The sequence below is a fragment of the Siphonobacter sp. SORGH_AS_0500 genome, assembly GCF_002838835.1.
GTDB lineage: Bacteria > Bacteroidota > Bacteroidia > Cytophagales > Spirosomataceae > Siphonobacter.
Window position 1 is genome coordinate 223,597 of record NZ_NHPP01000003.1, and the last position, 20,752, is coordinate 244,348.

Here is a 20,752-nt window from a genome sequence, read left to right on the forward strand (position 1 = left end):
TAAGGTTGAAGGTGACCAATAGACCGTATTCGGGACTTCTGTTGTGAATAGTTTTACAAATGTATAAGGGGATAATAATTGAGTGATTATGCTTAGATAAATGGTAAGTTTATTACTCTAAAAGGTTTGTATTGCTCTATGATCTGTAACAAATACTTTATAATAATATGATATTTATATACATTTAATGTTTGTACACGTATGGTATGGCTGGTTATTAATACTACTACTCACAAAAAAAGGCAGAGTCTTGCTTGTCTCTTTTTTGTGAGTAGCTGGAATAGGTTAGGGTTTACCTCCTACGGATGATCCGCCCGTACCTTCCATCGTATTGGTAAGGGTAGCCAACTTCGTACTTAAACTTTGAATGGCTTTGATGTGACGGGCTTCTAGCTCAGGCAAATTAGCCGTTGATTTAAGGGAAGCTTCGTAAAGCAGAGCGGGTAACATCCAGGAAGCATAGCCGCTGTACGGATCCGAAGAAGCGTATAAGGAGCGGTACCAAGGACCAAAAGCCATGCCTTTTTTATCAATGAAGGATTGTTCTAATTGCTGCATGACCTTGTTAAGTTCAGCAACTTTATCCTTACGTCCGGCTGCCAGGTAATGTTGCCGAGCTGCCTCCGCCGCTTCAGCATTTTTTTTCAATTCAGTCACGGCAGAAAGAATAGGATCAATCGTATAAGTTGGCGAATAAGCTTTGATGGCTTTTTCAGCAGCTTTCAGGTGCGTGGTTAAATCACTGGCATATCGAACGAGGTCATAGGGTAATACATCTGAATTGGCCAGTCGTAAGGCCATGGTCCCTACAACCTGCTCCACCATTGGGCCCATTTTGTAAGTCGAGTCCACGAACTTATGATAGAAGAATAAATCATCATAAGAAGAGTGGTAAAGCGTTGGACCGCCCACGCCCGCACTCAGCGAAGGCACCCCTACGTGCATGTAAGGGCCAATGTGGTCGGAGCCACCCCCTAGATTACCAATGATGGGTTCGTTGGCTGCCAATGCCGGAGCAGAAGAGGCAATGCCTACCGTGCTGCCGCCTTTGGGCGTGCCCTGAGCCATCCAGTGCTGATATACTGTTTTATTAGAGTCTGGGTAATCGACGGATTTGGCAGCTTCAATTACCAGCTTTTTAAGAGAAGGCGAAGCACTTGCTCCGAAAACCTTACCCGATACTGCTGCATCGAAGTTCATGTAAGCGACGGCTTTCTGCGTCAGTTCATCTCGGAATTGTTCCGCCCATTCCGCCGAACCAATGACTCCAAATTCTTCAGCATCCCAGTGAGCCACCTTGATGGTGCGGCGGGGTTTTTGTCCGTTTTTCGCCAGCTTTCCTAAAGATTCTGTCAGGCCCAAAAGCATCGCTGTTCCGCTATTGGGATCCGTAGAACCGTAAGCCCAGGCATCGTAATGGCAACCCGCAATGATCCATTCGTCGGGATAATCGGTGCCCGTGAGCGTTCCTACCACTTCGTAAATTCGGGTAATGGCAATATCTTGTTTTACTTTCAAACGCACTTTCAAATCCGCTCCCCCTTCCAGGCGATACGTAAAAGGTAAGCCGCCCTGCCAGCCGCCGGGAACGGCTTTGACTCCCTTCATTTGCTTCATGATTTCCAGAGCTGAAGCATAAGGAATGGGAGTGACGGGTATTTTATGCAGATCAACATCTTTAGGGTCCAGGCGTTTAACCTTTACTTTCCCATCTATCGGTAAGGCTGGTTCGAAGGGAGTGAGGGGATCGCCGGTGTAGTTCACCGTTAGTAACGAACCCCGTTGAATCACGCTTTCACTGGGCTGAGGGCCTTCGGGGAAGGTTAATCCTTTCATGTAGCCATTATCGGCGGGGTCCGTGTAAATGATGACTCCGGCTGCACCGTGGAGTTGGGCAAACTGAGCTTTATAGCCCCGGAAATTTCCGCCGTAACGAGCCAGAACAATCTTGCCTTTGACGGAAATGCCCAGGTCTTTGAGCTTTTCAAAATCTTCTTTCCGACCATAATTGGCGTATACTACTTCCGCAGTAACATCACCCGAACCGGAGTAGGCATTCCAGCCGGGCATTAGTCGCGGATCGGCGGCGTATTTATCTTCGGGGAAAAGATATTCTCTGATATTCAGTGGCTGACGAATCGGAGTCACTACTTCTACTGCTACGTCTCCCGGACCTTTTGGTAAGTAAATATCATGCGGATAAATGTCTACCTGCCAGCCTGCTTTCCGCATGGTTTCGGCGATGTAATCCCGAACTTTTTCGTTCTCGGGTGTTCCGGCCACGTGCGGAGTGCTAGTCAGCATTTCCAGGTGTTTGCGATAGGCAGCTGAAGACTGTAGCTTTTTGAACTCCGCTTCCATTTTAAGTTCGGTGGCTTCGCGGGCGGGGGTAAATCCCGTTAAGGTCTGAGCCTGAACCAGCCCCGTAACACCAAAGGCCAGGAGAGGTAATAGTAGATTTTTCATTGGAAAGAGAGATCAGGAGATCAAGGGAATAGTAAAATAACTAATCAGTCGGATGAATAATTATCCGTATAAAATTAGGTGTATGAATTGGAATCTGAAAGAAAAGTTTGGCAATGTGCGAATAGAAGGAATATAGAATGGCAACTGGTAATGAACTTTTGCCAGAGAAGCTAAGGCATTTCATTTACTGAGGAGCCAGCCAGTTGAAGGGAGCCATAGGAATATTGCGAAGAATCCAGAAAAGACAAACCAGCGTCAGTAAACCTGCAATGACCTTGGGGTTTCGGTACGCTTGGGGTAAGGTTTCAAATCCTAAACCGAGGAGGTGCGTTCGGATACTTAGTACGAATCCAAGGCTGAGGTAAGGGATCATCAGTAGCAGCAAAGCATTAAATCGGAATGCCTCCCGAAAGTTACCGTGTAGTAATTGATGCAACGCTCGCTGAGCTCCGCATCCGGGACAGTGAAGACCTGTATATTTATAGAAGAGGCAGGGCGGAAAGAATGCGTGCTCTACCGGGTTAAATTCATAATAGAGAAAAATGACGGCTACCAGAATAGCCGCCATTATCCAGTAAATAAAAAGTCGTAAAGTAGAAACCATGGATTAGTAAGTGCTGGGAACGCCACCACTCTTGAGGGTACTTGATATAAGTGCTCCGTAGAAAATCACGAAACCTAGCCATAATACCACGCCAACGGCCAGCGGAACGAGTGTCCAGAGTTTTGCCTGACGGGCATCACTGTCTGCACCTGCATAATCACCCAGATTATACTTGGTTTCAACCCGGGCTGCATAAACTACCCCTACAACGCCTAGGTAATTGCAGCAGAAAAGAGTAACCAAAATTGCCGGAACCAGCCAGTTATAGGGCTTGGGTGGTGTGTTGAAAGAGGAATCGGTTGGGAAAGGTGGTACAGTACTCATAGAAGGTTAGGAGATTTAGGTTGAGACACGGTTTATTAGTGAAAAATGAACCGCTTGATTTGAGAAATTAACTTTTGCAATATGTAATAAAGTTTTGAAAACTAAGCGGATAGGTGAATTAATTAATGGTTCGCAATAAAAAATTGAGGTATTATACAACAACCCCGAAAAGACAACCCCGGAGGGGTTGAATAGAAGTTGAGGTAAAAATCGAAACCGTTTATTTTGATGTAATTCCTATATTAATCCTCGGATTATCATCCGGGGTTACTCGTATTCAACCCCTCTGGGGTTATTGTCATACTGAGTAAAAACTGAAAACAGACCACCGAAAACAGTAAATGAAAAAAAACCGCCCTGAAAACAGAGCGGTTCAGACATATAGAGCAGAGGTTGATTAAGCAAGAGTATCGAACGCTTCTCCAAACGCCTTCATTTCGTCGAGCGTACCCATGGAGACGCGGCACCAGTGTTGGCCAGCGAATTCCCAGTTTCGAATGGCAACCCCTTTCTGAGCCATTTTTTCAACGAACGATTTACCGTCCGATTTGAGTGGGAAAAGCACGAAGTTGGAAGACGAAGGCAGGTATTCATACCCTTTGTCTTTCAGGACTTTATACAGATATTCTTTCGATTCTTTGCACTTGGCTTTGGAGTAAGTAATAAAATCCTCATCCAGGTAGCTGGCGATGGCTCCCTTCATGGACGTAGCTGAAATGCTGCCGCCGCCCGTGCAATATTTATTAATTTCTCTCAACGTTTCGGGCTGCCCAATAAGGTAACCAATGCGTAGTCCTGCAAAACCATGAACTTTTGAGAAAGTGCGGGCGATGAGGACATTATGGCCTTTGCGAACCAGTTCCATCATGCTGCTGGCTTTGGGGTCAGCGGCGTAGTCCATGTAAGCTTCGTCGATGAAGAGGGGTTTTTTCTTAGCCATATCTTCACAAAAAGCCGACATTTTAGAAGCATCTTCCAGCACACCCGTCGGGTTATTCGGATTGCAGAGATAAACCAGTGAAGTTTTACTGTCCACAGCCGCCGCCATTCCGTTGAAATCGTAAGTAAAGTCTTTGGTAACAGGGACTTTCTTGAACGTATTCCCCAGATCAGAAGCGGCCCGCAGTAATTGCATATACGTTGGGTCGCCGCCGACGATATTGGTGCCCGAACCGCCTTTGATCGTGTAATAAATCCCCGAAGCCATCAGTAACTCACCCGAGCCAGCCCCAAGCATGACGTGTGCTTCCGTAACGCCGTTTTCCTTGGCAATCATTTTACGGAAGGCCATCGCCGCTTCGTGCTGGTACATCCAGCCGCTGGAAACGGCATCGGCAATAGCTTTCTGAGCTTTTTGAGAAGGACCGTAAGGGTTTTCGTTTTTATTCAGACGAGCCTTCACAGCCATGCCTGCCAGGTGAGGCAAGCCGACTTCCGCTGCTTCGGCGGGTCGCCAGAAATCAGGTACGGTGGCTCCGGCAATAGCTAAAGCCCCGGATTTAAGCCAGTTACGACGGTTCATGGATGCATAAGTTTAGACGTGTATGTTAGATTGATGTATTTTACTTGACCTGAACGGCTGACAGACGTGTAAAGGCCTGCCCTTTGTATTCGCCCTTCCAGCTAATAGCCGCCCGATTACCCGAAGCCGGAGTCGAAATGCCCAGTTGAGCCCAGGTCATTGCAAAGGTTACAATACCTTTACTATCCGTCGTTGCTTCGCCAATCTGGGTGCCATTGCGAAGGGTTAATTTGACAGGTAAATTGGCTACCGGAATGGAATCAATGCCTTTAGTATGATCCAGAATATTCGTCTTGTCCAGCTCCAGAATTCGGGCGGTTAGCGTGGTAGCTTTGGTACCGTCCAGTGTTACCGTAGGTTCGGTGGCAAAATCCATTTGGTAAGGGGCTCCCATTACCTGAACCAGTACGGGCGAAACTACCCGGGGAACAAAGGGATCTTCCGCTTTTTGACAAGCCGTTATGAAACCAAAACCAATCAGGAAGGTGAGGGGAGTGAAGAATTTTTTCATGAAATCTGTCGCTTAAGCTTCATTGCTGAGATTAATACCTGCTGAAAAGTTGTTTACTTTTCAGCCCACCAGAGTTTGGTTTTGAAGTCATCGGCACCGCCGTTGAGGGCAATACCTGCTTTCATGTTCACACCATTGAGAGAAGCCTCCGAGCCAGGGTACGTCAGGCGAGTGGGTAAGACACCATCATTCGCAAAAACTGAACGAGGATCTTTGGCGGGGAAAACGGGCAAGCCCGTCCGACGCCATTCTACCCAGGCTTCTACGCCATTGGCAAAGAGACTAATCCATTTTTGCTCCATAATTTTTTCGCGAGTAACTGTTCCCACCGTCGTGAAATAGCTGGCGGGCGTAGTTAAGCCGTATTGGGCCATGGAGGCGTTCACGCCTTTCTCGAAGTAATCTTTTGCTGTCGCTGTTCCTCCATCAATGTCACCGTCGATGGCCGCTTCTGCCAGAATAAAGTTAAGTTCGGCCAGCGTCATCACTACTTCTGGAGCATCGGCTTTGGTGAACGTGGTTCCAATTTTAGCCGCTGTAGAAAGGTAAGTCGTTGCGATGGCATCGGGTAAGCCATTAGGAACGCCCTGCCAGACATTACCCTGCTGGGTACCGTAAACATCGAGCCGGGGGTCATTCAGGGAAACTAACTTATCAACCAGCGTTTTCGATAAATTCCAGTCGGTCCGGCTCCCCCAAATCATGGTTTCATTCCATTCGTTATTGGAAGGGCGGGATGTGGTGGTTTTTAAAGTCGCATTATCGTCATTACTGGTAAAAATGGGGTACGTCGTAGGATCAGCCAGAATTTCCTTCATAATGGCCCGGGAGGCGGCAGGTTTCTTAGCCGCCTGACGATTCGCTAACCGCAACCGTAGGGAGTTGGCAAATTTCTTCCACTTCAGAATGCTTCCACTGTAAACAATATCCCCCGAAATAGCCGGGCCCGTAACCGAAAGCTTTTCATTTGCCGTTTTCAAATCCGCGAGCATTTGCGTGTAAATCTCTTCCTGCGAATCGTACTTAGGTGTTAAAATTGGGGAGTCAGTGCCGCCTTTGAGAGCTTCGGAATAAGGGATGGCTCCAAACGTATCCGTTAATAAAGAGAAAACCCAGGTTCGCATCACCAAAGCCACGCCGTAGTAATTCGTATGAGGCTGGCTGCCATTTTCGGCGGTGATCGTTAAAATTCGCTGAAAATTCAACTGCGAATCATTGAAGAACGACTGCCAGTTGTTGAGCATCAGGGCCTGCGAAGCTTCGTAGTTATCGCCTTCATTGGAATAAATATTCCGGCCCAGGTGTTGAATCCATAACTCAGCCGCATCCAGATTCAGTCGTTCAAAACGGGTACTAGTGCCCCAATAGCGATCAATGGATTTCTCCAGACCGTAGGTTAATAGATACTGGGGTGAAATAGTAGTAGGACTGTTGGGGTCTTTGTTAATGTTATCAAATCGACTCGTACAAGCGGAAGAGATCAGGGCCATTCCGGCTGCTAGGGTTATATTTTTCAGTGAAAGTAGCTTCATTTTTCAGTGATTATCGGTGATTAATCATCAAGCGAGTTACGGATGATCCGCTCGTTAGAATCCAAGACTGAGGTTAAAGCCCATACTTCTGGAAGAGGGCAGTTCACCATAACCAAAGCCCTGGGCATTACCGCCATTGGCATCAATTTCAGGATCAGCGTGGGGGTGATTTCGGAATAACATCGCCACATTGCGACCCACCACGGAGAGGCGGGCGGACTGCAAGCGAAGCCGTTTGATAATTGCCGAAGGAATCTGATACCCGAAAGAAACCTCCCGAAGCTTGACATAGGAAGCGTCAAAAATGGCGGCTTCGTGATAGTTACGGGGGTTGTTATAGCCATAATACTGATTGGCTGCCACGATGGTTGAGTTGGGGGTAAAGGTGTAGCCGCCGTCTGCTCCGCGAATGGCACTAACGCCCTGACCAATCACGCCTTCTTCCCGACCTATCGCAGTTTCCGCATACTGACCCGTCCAGCGGGCGTTGGCCGTTCCTTCATCGTACATATCGCCGCCGATTTTAGCATCAATCAGTGCGGAGAGAATAAATCCTTTGAAGGAGAACGTATTTGAGAAACCGCCCGTCCATTTAGGCTGAACATTACCAAGGATTTTCTGCGTTGTTGAGCGGACAGGTAAGCCATTATTCAGCACCAACTGCCCGGTATACTGACCGCTGGGATCATAATAAGCTGCTGAAGGGTCAGAGCTTTGTACACGTTCAAACCCATAGCCATATAGGGTGCCATAAGACTGCCCGGCCCGTGCTTCCAGCGTTAAACCTCTTCTTTCGTTGATAACCAGGTTATTAAGGACGCCTGGCAATAACTCAATCACCATGTTACGGTTACGGGCAAAGTTCAGACTCACGTCCCAGGAAAAGCCGTTCTTGAGTTTCAGCGGCGTTCCGGTAATACTGATTTCTATACCCCGGTTTCGCATTTTACCAATGTTCTGAATGGCCTCGTTGTAACCCGTTGCTTTTGATAACTGAACGGGAATGATCTGATCTTTTGTAGTTTGAGAGTAGTACGTTACATCCAGACCCAGACGTCCCCGGAAGAAACGGGCTTCCAGACCGGCTTCCTGACCCGTTGTGATTTCAGGTTTCAGAAGGTTATTGGGCTTACGGGTGGGTTCAAAAAACTCGGGTAAGGAGCCGTTCCAGGACGTAGCTGGTGTGAAACTTGGCATCAGGCGATAGGGATCGGTGTCGTTACCTACCTGAGCCAGACTACCCCGAACTTTCAGGAACGAAAGCACGCCATTCTTCAGCGAAGGCACCATGTCGGAAACTACCGCACTTAAAGCCGCCGAAGGATAGAAGTAACTGCGATTACTGGCGGGCAGTGTAGAAGACCAGTCATTCCGGGCGGTAAGATCCAGGAAGAGCATGTTTTGCCAGCCGAGGTTCACGGCTCCAAATACCGACTGACTTTCTTTTCGCTCAATACGGCTGGCAGCCGTGTTTTGAGTGGCGATGGAATTGGCCAGGTTATACACCCTGTCCACGACCAACTGACCCACGTTTGTATAATTTCGTTTGTAATAATTCGTCCGTAAAAGAGCTCCCGCCGTAGCGTTCAGCGAAAAAGCTTCGGTAATGTCTTTTTTGTAGGTAAAAATGACATCGGTATTATTCTCTTGGCGGCGAATAACTTCCTCCGAGTAGGCTCCGTATACACGTGTACCGTTTCGAACGCGTTCGAAATTACCGACGTTAATAGCGGTTTGTGTCCACAAATCCGTACCGGAACGAAGCATCACACTCAGGTCGGGAAGAATTTTGTAAGTCATCGCCATATTGCCCACTAACCGATCTTTGGTGTCGCTGCTGGGTAACATTTCCTGAATGTAATAAGGGTTCGTGAAGAAGGTATGCTGCCAGTTGGGTGGGTTACCGTCGCCCGCTTTTTGGATATGGACGCTGGTATAATCCCGCCAGTTGCGAATCTTATTCCAGTCGGTCTGGCGGTGTGACCAAATAAATTCCTGGCCACCCGAGTAACCCCGGTTGCCAGAGCCGCTTTGAATGTATTCCGCAGAAAGTGATACGTTAAGTTTTGGGGTGAAGTTATAATTGGTATTGAGTTTGTAATTATTCCGGTGATAATCATTGTAATACATTATGCCCTTCTGATCCAGCCGCCCTAAGCCCAGCCGGAAGCTGCCTTTGTCATTACCGCCCGAAATCGCAATATTATTTGACCAGGTACTTCCGGTTTGCCAGAAGTCCTGATAGTTATGAGGCATGGGGACCAAAGGAGCTACGTCCGTGCCCGTCCACCACTGGCGAACCAGTCGACCGTCCATCGGAGCACCCCAGCTTTCATCGGTGCCTTCCGTTCCGGTCAATGGAGCATAAGGGCCATAGGCAGCCCGGTACTGGGCAATCTCATTCGGATCGGTAATGGCACCGCTCCAGCCGTCGTGGTACCAGGTACGGTAGCCGTTGCCGCCGCCGTAGGTATTCTGGAAGTTTGGAGAAATCCAGGGACGTTCGACGGTGTAGTTCGTGTTTACTTCTATACCAATACCCTGTTGCCCTGAGCCATCTTTCGTTGTGACCAGAATAACGCCATTCGCTGCTCGTGAGCCGTATAAGGCAGAGGCCGAAGGGCCTTTCAAAACCGAAATATCCTTGATGTTCTCCGGGTTAATATCCGCAATGCCACCGCCCAGGCGTTTGCTGAAACTTTGTTCAATCGGAACGCCGTCCACAACGATCAGTGGCTGGTTGTTATTGGTAATTGAAGAAGCTCCCCGAATCTGAATCGTTGAACCCGAGCCCGGCCCGGTGCCAGATTGTATGCGTAACCCCGCCACTTTTCCCGAAAGGGCATTGGCCACGTTTGCAGGACGAACCTCGGCTACGGCTTTTCCGCTGAGGCTCTGCTGGGCGTAGCCCAGAGCTTTTTTCTCCCGTTGAATCCCTAATGCCGTTACTACTACTTCCGTTAACTGCCCCGCTTCTGGTTTCAGATACACCTCAAGTGAGGTTTGGGTGGTGATGGTTACTTCCTGTTTGATGTAACCAATGAAAGAAACGATCAGAGTGGCTCCACCGGCGGGAATCGTCAGTTTAAATTGTCCATCGCTGTCAGTGGTAGTGCCTATCGTAGTACCCTTGATGGATACGGACGTACCGGGTAGCCCCAGCTTGTCATCATCCGAATATACTTTTCCGCTAAGAATCTGACTCTGAGCCGAAACCGTAAAAGACCAGCCCATCAACAAGGCCAGAAGCCATAGTAGATTTTTCTTCATAAATAATTTTGGTCAAGCGTGATAAATGGGAGATTCAACCATTTGTAGTTGAACAAAAAGAATACACGGGTGTACAGAAAAGGCAGGTAAATCAAGGCCCACTGCCGCTGGAAAGGATGTAGCGTCAGAACCTAAAACTTGGGATAAAAGAGGTATTGCATGAGTAGATGTTCCGAGTAGTGCGTTAGTTATAGTGGAAAAAAACGATTGCGGAAACAAATTTCATACGTACGGCCACAGGTCAGGGAAAGGGCCGCAATCTTTCCGATTGACCTGTGGAACCGTAACGTAAACTGCGTGATCATGTTTCCGGAAAACATGTCACTCAGTGTCAGAGCGTAACAAGCGGCGTGTTACGTTACTTCATTAGTAAAGTATAAGTCAATTTCTATACTAGTCAGGTAACCACACTAACGCATAGGTTATACGTTAGTTGATTCACGAAGTAAATAAATCCGTCATCAACTGATTTCTTTCCTTCCTGACTAAAGCAAGCTCTCCATAGTGCGGCCAGGCAAACTTACTTCAGAAGAGAGTTCTAATTCTTGAACTATTTATAGGTACAACGTTATATGTATTTTTTATAAAAACCAAATTATGAAGTTTATTTTTTATGTAAAACGGGACAATATTTTGCTAAATATGATTTTTACGGAATTTAATTATAATCACAGGTAAATAATTTATGGTAATAATTATATGAATGGCAAAAAGGAGGTTTTGAATGCGAGAATGAATGATTACAAAGAAAATTGAATATTTTAAAGTTAATTATACTAAATAGGTCCAGAATCAGTTATAGTATATAGCTGAATTTAAGGCAATTACCATGCGTAATAAAGAATGCTCGGAATAATAATTTGGCAGTTCAGTCAATCCGAGCCATTTTTGTGCTGCTTACCGAAACCCCCATATTTGGCATGAAACTACCAGTATTGAAGATTTCGGCTCTGTTGAGTTGTATGACTTTTTGCAAAGCAAAAGCTCAGGGTGTGGCGGAGATAACGGGCCTGGCGTCAATTTATCACTCAAAGTTTGAAGGTAAGAAAACCGCCGCGGGCGAGCTCTTTAACCAGTCTTTCCTAACCGCCGCCCACAAAACCTTACCGTTTAATTCGCTCATTGAAGTCATTAATCCCGATAACAAAAAATCGATTATTGTTCGGATCAATGATCGAGGGCCTTACAGGCATCATCGTTTGATTGACCTATCGGAAACAGGGGCCAGATTGCTTGGGTTTCTGGGAAAAGGTGTTGGCGAGGTGACCATCCGTATTTTACGCCTGGGCGGAGCTACCACTCCTAAGGCTCTGCCTGATCTCGAACCTGAAGCTAACTATTTTGCGGCTGATTCGCTCATCAGACGCATGAGCAGCGTTCGGATTCAACGTTAGGCAAACATTCTTCAGAAAGGTTCGTTGGTATTATAGAGAGGAATATTTTTTTATTCCCATTCCCACTTTGTACCTTTAAATGACGAATAGAATTAATCATAACGAGTATGGACGAGACGCTTCATCCACTTTCCTGGCTTTCGGGCTTAGTTTGGGGCAAACCTGAAGAGGATCTGCCCGCCCAGGAAGCGACCATCTATCTGTATCGAGTAGGGGAGAAAAAAGCTTTTTTCCGTCGTTTTAAGATTTGGATTAATGGTAAGTACATCGGTAAACTGGACAACTGGGGCAGTATGGCCCTAAAACTGGAACCGGGTACGGTGCATATCGAGACAGCCCTGAGCGGCTTAACCATTGTGCCAAGATTACGTGAACAGGTAACCCTGGATGTAGAGCCCGGTTGCGAGTATTTTGTGGAAGGCAATCATCGATCCGGTATGCTCAGAGGTTCTTTAGGACTAAGTGAAGTGACTGAACCGACCTTTCGCAAGTATGCAAATTACCTCAAGAAAGTCGGTTGGCGAAAGATATAAGCAAGACGATTGTGTAGAAAGCCCTGAATTTAGTCAGGGCTTTTTTTGTGATTAAAAAATGCCCTGAATCGAGTATAAAGCCGTTTTAGGGTTCTTTCCTGATTATGAAACGTTCAGTTATGATGCTGGGAGCGGCCCTGGGCCTGACTCAGTTGGGACAGGCTCAGACGGGGAGTCCGCAGGAGCCGGTTCGTTATGTGGGTGGAGTAACCGTAGATCCCAGTCTGCACGAAGGCCGACTTCGGTATGCCATCGGCACCGAAAATCGACAAACCATGCGGGCTAACCGCACCCATCCCGAAGAATCCGATGGTTACGGCTGGACGTATAACCATGCTTCAAACCTCTGTTACTGGAACAATACCTTTTTTCAGCAATACCTCAGTAACCCCGTAGACGAGCATGTGGCTCCGGGACAAACGCTTCTGATGACCTCCAGCGATGGTCGCCACTGGAATAAGCCACAGGTAGTTTTTCCGCCCTATCAGGCTCCGAAAGGTGTAGAAATTCCTAAGGGTTACAAAGGCTACATGATGCATCAGCGGATGGGCTTTTACGTTGCCCCCGATGGACGTTTATTAGTGTTGGCTTTTTACGGTCACACGGAAGATCCCTTCGGAAAAGGCGGCATTGGCCGGGTGGTACGGGAAGTCTATAAAGACGGTTCTTTCGGCCCGATTTACTTCATCCGTTACACGAGCCACGCTGACTGGAATGAGTCAAACACAAGTTATCCCTTCTATAAAAAATCGACGGATGCGGGTTTTGTCAAAGCATGCGACGATCTGCTGAAAGATCAGTTAATGACTTTTCAGTGGTATGACGAGGATCATGGACTGGATGGTTTTTATGGAGGAAAGGAAGCCGGACAAGCTTTGTCCTATTACCACCGCAAAGACGGGAAAGTAGTGGCTCTCTGGAAAAAATCATTAACGGCTCTTTCTTCCGATGAAGGAAAAACCTTCTCCAAACCCGTAAAAGTACCGACTCTGCTTATGTCAGGGGGGAAACAATGGGGACAGAAAACGGACGATGGTCGTTATGCCATCAGTTATAACCCCATTGAACAGACGCAGTATCGTTTCCCACTGGTGGTGATTACGGGTGACGATGGAATCATTTTCGATGATATGTTACTGGTGCAGGGGGAGTTACCCGTCCGTCGGTTTACGGGTCGCTGGAAAGATTTTGGGCCCTGCTACATGCGGGGCATTGAGGAAGGCAATGGTAACCCGCCGGGAAATGATATGTGGCTGAGCTACAGCATGAATAAAGAAGATATCTGGATCAGCCGGATTCCAACGCCCGTTACTTACGCAGTGAAAGGGACCATTAAAGATCACTTTGACCAGTTGGAACTGGATGGGGCGGTGCCAAACTGGAACATCTATGCTCCGAAGTGGGCTCCGGTATCAGTAGCGAAGACGCCCGGAAAATCGGGTAAAAGTCTGTTACTGGAAGACAAGGACTTGTACGATTATGCCCGGGCCATTCGGGTATTCGAAGAAGGCACGCATCTAACGACGAAACTAAAAGTATACGCAGACCCCAGTAATACCGGGGTGTTGGAAATTGATCTGACGGATCAGTACGGCAATCGTCCCGTTCGCATTCGGTTTAACGAAAAAAATCAGATCATCGCCACCGACGGCAGTACCGAGAAAGTGCTACAGGAATACCAGAAAGGGCAGTGGTATGACCTGGAAGTACAAACCCTGGCGACGTTGAAGGGCCATTTTTCGGTAAAAATCAATGGAAAAATCGTGCTTGCAAAAGCTCAGCTAGCGGAGGCAGTGAAATCCATTGAACGTCTATCGCTTCGAACGGGAGCCTACCGAAATTTACCCAATCGGCAAACGCCCAATGAAACTAACGATCCGCCGTTACCCAATGCAGATATTCCCACGTCACCCACACGGTTTTATATTGATGAAGTAGTGATTGGGAAACCGTAGGATAGGGTGCGAACTACTGGTGCCGAATTCCAATCCTGTACCATTGAAAATAAAGCATTTTTACACTTGTCGAATGGAGTAAACAAAAAAGGATAATTGCAGACGATGCAATTATCCTTTTTTGTTGGTTAGGATTGGGTAACTATTAATGGTTTACCAGTTTCATCGACCCTTCGCTGTATCGCTCACCCGTATTAGGGTATTGTTTGAGGAGCGTTTCGATGCGTTGTAAATCTTCGGCGGAAAGCTGTACTTCGGAAGCTGCAATGTTTTCTTCGAGATAGCTAATCCGTTTGGTGCCGGGAATAGGTATGATATCCTCGCCCTGAGCTAATACCCAGGCTAGAGCTAGCTGCGTGCCTTTCAACCCTTTCTCGGCAGCGAGTTGCTGTAAACCTTCGGCCAACTTGCGGTTATTGTCCAGATATTCTGCCTGATAACGAGGGATGGAACGACGAAAATCGTCTGGAGCGAGCTGATCGGCTTGGGTAATGTTATCAAATAGGCCCCGGGCCAGTGGCGAGTAGGGAACCAGTGTAATGCCCAGTTCACGAATGGTTGGTAAAATTTCCGTTTCCAAATCTCTACTTAGGAGCGAGTATTCGGATTGCAGGGCAGTGATGGGATGTACCTGATGGGCCTTGCGGATGGATGCCGCTGAAGCCTCCGAAAGACCAATGTAACGTACCTTACCCGCTTGCACCAAATCTGCCATGGCACCTACCGTTTCCTCAATGGGTACGTTCGGGTCCACGCGGTGGGCATAGTATAAATCGATGGTATCAATCTTCAGACGTTTCAGACTCGCTTCTACGGCAGTTTTTACCCACTCAGGCGATCCATCAAAATAGGTTCCTGCTGCGGCACTGCTGCGGGCGATTCCGTCTTTAAAGCGAAAACCAAACTTGGTAGCGATGAAAATCTGATCGCGGTGCGAAGTCAACAGTTTTGATAGCAACTCTTCGTTAGCTCCATTGCCGTACATGTCAGCCGTATCCCAGAAATTGATACCCCTTTCAAGGGCTCGCTCCAGGGTAGCGATGCTTTGCTGTTCATCGGTAGGGCCGTAGGCGAAGCTCATCCCCATACAGCCTAGTCCAATTGCGGATAGTTTTTCTCCGGTGTTTCCTAAAGCTCTGTAATCCATGACTTATGTGTTTTGTAGTGACTGCGGCAAAAGTAGAGCGGATTACAGCGGGAGAAAAACAAGATTCAAACGAAAAATTATAAAATTCAAACACAGCCCATTCGAACTTCCCGGGGTGTTTTTCCCGTAGCTTTCTTGTAAAAATTATTGAAGTAGCTGGCATATTCGAAACCCAGTGAACTGGCAATTTCGGCTACGGACCAGTCGCTGTGGGTGAGCAGTTCGTTGGCTTCCACGATGATTCGGGAGGCAATATGTTCGGTCGTGGTTTTGCCTGTTATTTCACGAACGGCCCGGTTCAGGTGATTGGTGTGAACAGAAAGCTGGCGGGCAAAATCCGTAGCCGAGCGTAACTGAAGCTGGTTTTGCATGGAGTCGATGGGAAACTGTCGTTCCAGTAATTCCAGAAAAAGGGACGTAATGCGGGAAGAAGCATTCAGCGGTGGCTCGTAGTCATTCACAGGCTGCATTTTCAGAGCCTGATGTACAATAAGGTGAAGATAACTACGCAACACATCCTGTTTAAAGGGATACGTTGACTGATTTTCAGCCATCATCTTTCGAAAAAGCTCCGAAATTTCGTTGACGACCGATTCCTCGGGGAAATATATATGCTGGCCGTCCAACTGAAACATGGGCAATTCCGTCAGAAGTTCGTCCCGCTGATGAACGAAAGCCTTATTGAAAATACAGAACCACCCTTCCTGTTCCTGCGATAAGGGTTGCCACAGATAAGGAATCAGCGGATTGGAAAACAGCAAAGCCGGACGGTCAATATTAATGGTACGGTTGGCGTATTCCAGTCGACCTTCTCCAATAATGAGTGTAACCTTATAGTAATCCCGCCGGGAGTAGGGATGCATGCCCTGGCAACTAGCCCGTTCGAATAAATTGATGTGCGAACGTTCGGCAGAAACTTGCTCCTGAGTGGTATAATTAATTCGCTCGTAGAAGCTCGATAAATCTTCTCTTTTCATGGAGGTAAAAGTATAAAATTCAAAGGAGTGTGCAAGTCAGCGTTTACTGGTGTAAGGTGTCATTTTAATAATCTCTATAAAATAAAGCAGTGTCCTTATTACGGAAAAGGACAGCCTATATTAGAGGTGATACTACTCATATAAATTATAAGATGATGGGCTAGCATCTGGTACAGGATAGAATCCTGCACCAGAATGGTAGTAATCGAAAATAATGGATGGATAAAAGTGACATAATTTAGATTATAAAGTCTACTAAATCTATATACTTTATAATTTAAATTGTTAGTTTTGTGCCGGACCTTTCAAAAGCCATTCATGAAGCCACGAATTATACCTTATTGTTGAGCACACTCTGAAATCATTGCTGAGCCTTCAGCCTTTTCCTTATTTCATCCCAATCATCATCTGTCCTTACGACGTTTCATTCTCTTATGAGAGCTATTGCTACAACTATACTTCTAACCGTCAGTTAGTATTGACGTTTTTTTCTTCCCAAGCTCAGGAACAGCCCATTATTAACGCCACCGTCTCGGGTACTGTTCTGGATGCCACTTCGGGCGAGCCTTAGTAGGAGCTACGGTCATTATCAAAGGCACCACCAATGGAGCCAGCACCGACGGGAATGGTCAGTTTAATTTAAGAACCGGCCAAAAATTACCTTTCACACTGATCGTATCCTTCATTGGTTATACTCAGAAAGAAATAGTCGTTCGAGATCGGCAGGTGACCATTTCCCTCGAACAGGCAGCGAATAAACTCGAAGACGTGATTATTTCGTCTCGCCGTCGGCAGGAATCGGCTCAGGAAGTGCCTATCCCCATTTCGGTCATTCGTGGATCTACTGCAGAAGACGCGGGAGCTTTTAACGTAAACCGTCTGAAAGAGCTGGTGCCTACGGTACAGTTATACGTATCCAATGCTCGTAATACTACGCTAAACATCCGGGGTTTAGGTTCTACCTACGGCTTAACAAACGATGGTATTGACCCCGGCGTGGGCTTCTATGTAGACGGAGTATACTATGCTCGTCCGGCGGCCACGGCTCTGGATTTCATTGATATTGACCGTATTGAAGTATTACGCGGCCCTCAAGGAACGCTGTTTGGCAAAAATACTACGGCGGGTGCCTTTAACATTACCACTCGCGGAGCCAGCTTCACGCCCGGAGCTAATGCCGAATTAAGCTACGGTAACTACGGTTTCGTACAAGCTAAAGCCTCTTTAACGGGGCCACTGAGTAAGAAACTGGCCGCTCGTTTATCGTTTACCGGAACGCAGCGGAATGGCTTATTTTACAACGTACATACGCAACTTCCCATCAACGACATCAATAACATTGGCGTTCGTGGCCAGTTTTTATACACGCCGACGGATAACGTAAAAATTACGCTGATTGGTGACATTTCGGATCAAAAACCCAATGGATACGGCTGGCCTGTAGCGGGTGTTGTTCCGACAAAACGGGCGGCTTATCGTCAGTTCAATAACATCATTGCTGATCTGGGTTATACCTTACCTTACAAGAGTGCCTTTGAACGTAAAGTGGACCTTGATACGCCTTCCAAAGCAGACAACCAGTTAGGGGGCGTTTCGGTCAATGCGGATATTAAAATCGGAAACGGAACGCTGACCTCTACTACGGCCTGGCGTTACTGGAAGTGGGTTCCTCTGAACGACCGCGATTACATCGGTCTGCCCGTGTTTACAATTTCTTCGGGTAACTCAGCCCATGATCAGTGGTCGCAGGAGATTCGCTATTCGGGTAAAATTTCACCGAAACTGAGTGGCGTAGTAGGGTTATTCGGCCTGTGGCAGGATCTGAAATCCGATCCCGTACAGACGGAAGAGGCAGGTTCGGCTCAGTGGCGGTTTGCCCAAAGCACCACCAGTGCCCTCTGGAAAACACCCGGTCTGTTTGATAACTTCGGTATCCGTACAACAAACCGCATTCGTAGCACCAGCTTAGCCGTATTTGCCCAGGCCGACTGGTCTATTACCGATAAGTTACACCTGCAACCCGGCGTTCGGTACAACTACGATAAAAAAGTAGTGGATTATAACCGTGTGACTTATGGTGGTCTGCAAACGACGGATGCTGCTCTGTTGGCTCTGAAACGTCTGGTATATACCGATCAGGCCTTTAACACCGATTACGATCAGGGTAATTTCTCAGGTCAGATTTCCTTGCAGTATAAAGCCAATAGTAAGTTTAATGCATATGCCACTTATTCCATTGGTTATAAGCCTATTGGCGTAAACGTGGGTGGCCTGCCAACGGCTAATGGTCAGACATTGATTGAACTGGCCAACGTAAAGCCCGAATACGTAGATCATAAGGAATTTGGAGTAAAAACGAAGCCTTCATTAAACTCCATTCTGAACCTGACCTTCTATCGTTCGGACATCCGCGATTTCCAGACGCAAGTCCAAACACCGGAGCCAGGGGTAAACCGGGGGTATCTGGCGAATGCCGAGCGAGTTCGTGTGCAGGGTGCGGAACTGGACGGAAGCATCCGTTTCACGAAATTGAATCTGAATGCTGCTTTAGCGTATACGGATGGTAAATACCTGAAATTCACGAATGCTCCCGTGCCACTGGAAGAAGTGGGCGGAGCTCAGGCCTTCAAGGACATTTCGGGTGGAGTGTTACCGGGCATCTCAAAATGGTCGGGATCAGTAGGGGGTGAGACCCATACGAATGGTACATTCCTTGGCCTGAAGGGTAACTACTTCCTGGGCATCGACGTATTCTATCGTTCGAAATTCTCGTCGAGTCCTTCGCCTTCGGAATACCTGAACATTGACGGGTATTCGCTGACCAATGGCCGTTTAGGCTTCCGCGGTTCTAATGGATTGTCGTTCTTTGCCTGGGCTCGCAACGTATTCAATAAGAACTACTACGAAATGTTACTAGCCGCTCCCGGTAGCTACGGCCAATACGCTGGCATCGTAGGTGATCAACGGATGTATGGGGTAACGATTCGGTATACGTATTAAAGAATTGAGTTTAGGGTAATAAAAAAGGTAATCGTAGCTGGCTGCGATTACCTTTTTTGTTGGGAACTGGTCTCACTTAAAACGATGGATAGACTTTAGTCTATAACTGATGACTTTGCAAACGGCAATTCTAAATGATATTTTGCCTAACATTTGGAGGAGAGTAGGCTTGCTCACTATAGGCATTATAGTTTTGAAGTTTCGCTATTAACTAATAGCCTTTCTTCAGTCATAATTTTTAGGGCTATTAGGGTGACTGATTGGCCATCAAATAAAGAGCCTGGTAACATTATTAATCGCTTCTTGATTTTTCCCTGATCATCTTTAAATAATACTTCGAATCTAGAACGTGTTAAACCAATAATCGCTCTCTTAAATTTTATGTTTACAATACTACTTCGATCGATAATTGATGCAGTAGAGTTATTTAAACTTATTATTATCCCATATATCAAATAAATTCCTATAATTCCAAAAAAATAAAAGGAACTAATTCATTCTTTAAATAATAAAAATAGGATTGATAGAGTGCTATGGCAGAAATTATACAGTAAATTAATAAATAACTGAAAATATTATTTTTAGTTATTTGTATATTTTTTATAACCCCATCTCGTGTAAGGATTATTTTATCTGGAAGAATATGGCAAAATCCAGTTTTGGTTTTAAATATTTTTTCTTTGCTCATTACGAAATTAGAATGATTAAATTGGATGGGTAAAATAAGCTAATATTAGGTGCTGTATGCATTAAGGTAACTGATATTATTAGAGAAGCATCACCAATAATTCATTCCGTAAACTTCTGGCTAGAGGCATGTTTATTACTTTGTCACTTGGCAGAGCTGATCGACTGCAAAGTAGCTGGGCATGGTAAACTGCTAGATTCTTTAACAAACTGTCATCTCAACCGAAGTGCGAGACTTTATTGGATAATACTATTGATCTTAGAGGGGAACAAATAATTTCTCTTCCCATCATTTATATACGTAAAATTAGATAAGGTTCTTCGCTCTGCTCAGGAATGACAGTCATGGGGGAAACTTAGGTCACAAATATCTTCTCGCTTCGTCGTTGGTATTTAGTAACGTCTCATCAATAACTTATCTCGTAGTCCATTGGCTAGAGGTGTAAAGCTATTTCGATACGCAGCAGAACCGAGTGAATGCGAATGGAAAATATTTGTCTTTAATAAACTGTCATTGCGAACGTAGCAAGAGATACTATTGGTAAATGGCTGAATATTAGGTAGTTAAGCAATTCACTGTCAAATAATATAAGTCCAGAATTGGGTAGATTCTTTTACTCGGGGTAGCCTAAGAAAGGTTGTTTATCTTTTGTTAGGGGTGGTTCTAGAAGCGTAAATAGCTAGGTACTTAATATGTTACGGGCAATGGTAAAAGGATAAAATCTATCAAGGGAGCTGATTTTGGGTTGTTTGATTTAATAATAGATCTGTCATGAAGGGCTTTACTATAGCAATTTATTACTTCTTAGGTGATTTGTTCCCTCAAACTA

12 protein-coding genes and 1 pseudogene are annotated in these 20,752 nt (G+C 46.2%); 4 read left to right on the forward strand and 9 right to left on the reverse strand.

All coding sequences use genetic code 11. The features are described from left to right. Positions 1 to 285: 285 nt before the first annotated feature. From BWI96_RS04705 to BWI96_RS04735, 7 genes are all read right to left on the reverse strand, one after another. Positions 286 to 2,466 carry a M28 family peptidase gene (locus tag BWI96_RS04705; RefSeq protein WP_106635534.1) on the reverse strand — a complete coding sequence of 727 codons (2,181 nt, stop codon included), beginning with the start codon at positions 2,464 to 2,466 and terminating at the stop codon, positions 286 to 288. A gap of 184 nt (positions 2,467 to 2,650) precedes the next feature. Further along, positions 2,651 to 3,070, reverse strand: coding sequence for a DUF2752 domain-containing protein (locus tag BWI96_RS04710; protein WP_106635535.1), 420 nt, complete (start codon positions 3,068 to 3,070; stop codon positions 2,651 to 2,653). A gap of 3 nt (positions 3,071 to 3,073) precedes the next feature. Further along, positions 3,074 to 3,394 (reverse strand): CD225/dispanin family protein, encoded by a 321-nt coding sequence (locus BWI96_RS04715; protein ID WP_106635536.1) that lies wholly within the window; start codon positions 3,392 to 3,394, stop codon positions 3,074 to 3,076. Between the two features lie 397 nt (positions 3,395 to 3,791). Then, complete coding sequence (locus tag BWI96_RS04720; RefSeq protein WP_106635537.1) at positions 3,792 to 4,916, reverse strand: histidinol-phosphate transaminase; 1,125 nt, start codon at positions 4,914 to 4,916, stop codon at positions 3,792 to 3,794. A gap of 40 nt (positions 4,917 to 4,956) precedes the next feature. Further along, positions 4,957 to 5,427: a hypothetical protein gene (locus BWI96_RS04725; protein WP_106635538.1), complete on the reverse strand. Its 471-nt coding sequence runs from the start codon at positions 5,425 to 5,427 to the stop codon at positions 4,957 to 4,959. A 53-nt stretch (positions 5,428 to 5,480) separates the two neighbouring features. Further along, positions 5,481 to 6,959, reverse strand: coding sequence for a SusD/RagB family nutrient-binding outer membrane lipoprotein (locus BWI96_RS04730; RefSeq protein WP_106635539.1), 1,479 nt, complete (start codon positions 6,957 to 6,959; stop codon positions 5,481 to 5,483). A gap of 54 nt (positions 6,960 to 7,013) precedes the next feature. Next, positions 7,014 to 10,229 (reverse strand): SusC/RagA family TonB-linked outer membrane protein, encoded by a 3,216-nt coding sequence (locus tag BWI96_RS04735; protein WP_106635540.1) that lies wholly within the window; start codon positions 10,227 to 10,229, stop codon positions 7,014 to 7,016. Between the two features lie 920 nt (positions 10,230 to 11,149). On the opposite strand from BWI96_RS04735, the gene BWI96_RS04740 reads away from it, so the two are divergent. The 3 genes from BWI96_RS04740 to BWI96_RS04750 all read left to right on the forward strand — a co-directional run bounded on the left by BWI96_RS04740 (position 11,150) and on the right by BWI96_RS04750 (position 14,111). Then, the gene (locus tag BWI96_RS04740) at positions 11,150 to 11,623 is read left to right on the forward strand and encodes a septal ring lytic transglycosylase RlpA family protein (protein WP_106635663.1); all 474 of its coding nucleotides are present in this window, start codon (positions 11,150 to 11,152) and stop codon (positions 11,621 to 11,623) included. Positions 11,624 to 11,730: 107 nt separating this feature from the next. Then, positions 11,731 to 12,156, forward strand: a complete 426-nt coding sequence (locus BWI96_RS04745; protein ID WP_106635541.1) for a DUF2846 domain-containing protein — start codon at positions 11,731 to 11,733, stop codon at positions 12,154 to 12,156. A 104-nt stretch (positions 12,157 to 12,260) separates the two neighbouring features. Next, positions 12,261 to 14,111 (forward strand): hypothetical protein, encoded by a 1,851-nt coding sequence (locus tag BWI96_RS04750; protein WP_106635542.1) that lies wholly within the window; start codon positions 12,261 to 12,263, stop codon positions 14,109 to 14,111. A 145-nt stretch (positions 14,112 to 14,256) separates the two neighbouring features. Here the strand turns inward: BWI96_RS04750 and BWI96_RS04755 are convergent, their stop codons facing one another. After that, on the reverse strand, positions 14,257 to 15,258 hold the full coding sequence (locus tag BWI96_RS04755; protein WP_106635543.1) for an aldo/keto reductase: 1,002 nt from the start codon (positions 15,256 to 15,258) through the stop codon (positions 14,257 to 14,259). A gap of 86 nt (positions 15,259 to 15,344) precedes the next feature. Further along, positions 15,345 to 16,235 (reverse strand): AraC family transcriptional regulator, encoded by an 891-nt coding sequence (locus BWI96_RS04760; protein ID WP_106635544.1) that lies wholly within the window; start codon positions 16,233 to 16,235, stop codon positions 15,345 to 15,347. Positions 16,236 to 16,713: 478 nt separating this feature from the next. Here BWI96_RS04760 and BWI96_RS04770 point away from each other — a divergent pair. Further along, positions 16,714 to 19,235: pseudogene (locus BWI96_RS04770) on the forward strand (TonB-dependent receptor). Positions 19,236 to 20,752 lie beyond the last annotated feature (1,517 nt).

Excerpts from the sequence above, each read along its gene's own strand:
- BWI96_RS04725 (WP_106635538.1), bottom strand. The coding sequence starts at position 5,427 with ATGAAAAAATTCTTCACTCCCCTCACCTTCCTGATTGGTTTTGGTTTC.
- BWI96_RS04730 (WP_106635539.1), bottom strand. The coding sequence starts at position 6,959 with ATGAAGCTACTTTCACTGAAAAATATAACCCTAGCAGCCGGAATGGCC.
- BWI96_RS04735 (WP_106635540.1), bottom strand. The coding sequence starts at position 10,229 with ATGAAGAAAAATCTACTATGGCTTCTGGCCTTGTTGATGGGCTGGTCT.
- BWI96_RS04715 (WP_106635536.1), bottom strand. The coding sequence starts at position 3,394 with ATGAGTACTGTACCACCTTTCCCAACCGATTCCTCTTTCAACACACCA.
- BWI96_RS04720 (WP_106635537.1), bottom strand. The coding sequence starts at position 4,916 with ATGAACCGTCGTAACTGGCTTAAATCCGGGGCTTTAGCTATTGCCGGA.
- BWI96_RS04740 (WP_106635663.1), top strand. The coding sequence starts at position 11,150 with ATGAAACTACCAGTATTGAAGATTTCGGCTCTGTTGAGTTGTATGACT.
- BWI96_RS04760 (WP_106635544.1), bottom strand. The coding sequence starts at position 16,235 with ATGAAAAGAGAAGATTTATCGAGCTTCTACGAGCGAATTAATTATACC.
- BWI96_RS04745 (WP_106635541.1), top strand. The coding sequence starts at position 11,731 with ATGGACGAGACGCTTCATCCACTTTCCTGGCTTTCGGGCTTAGTTTGG.
- BWI96_RS04710 (WP_106635535.1), bottom strand. The coding sequence starts at position 3,070 with ATGGTTTCTACTTTACGACTTTTTATTTACTGGATAATGGCGGCTATT.
- BWI96_RS04705 (WP_106635534.1), bottom strand. The coding sequence starts at position 2,466 with ATGAAAAATCTACTATTACCTCTCCTGGCCTTTGGTGTTACGGGGCTG.
- BWI96_RS04755 (WP_106635543.1), bottom strand. The coding sequence starts at position 15,258 with ATGGATTACAGAGCTTTAGGAAACACCGGAGAAAAACTATCCGCAATT.
- BWI96_RS04750 (WP_106635542.1), top strand. The coding sequence starts at position 12,261 with ATGAAACGTTCAGTTATGATGCTGGGAGCGGCCCTGGGCCTGACTCAG.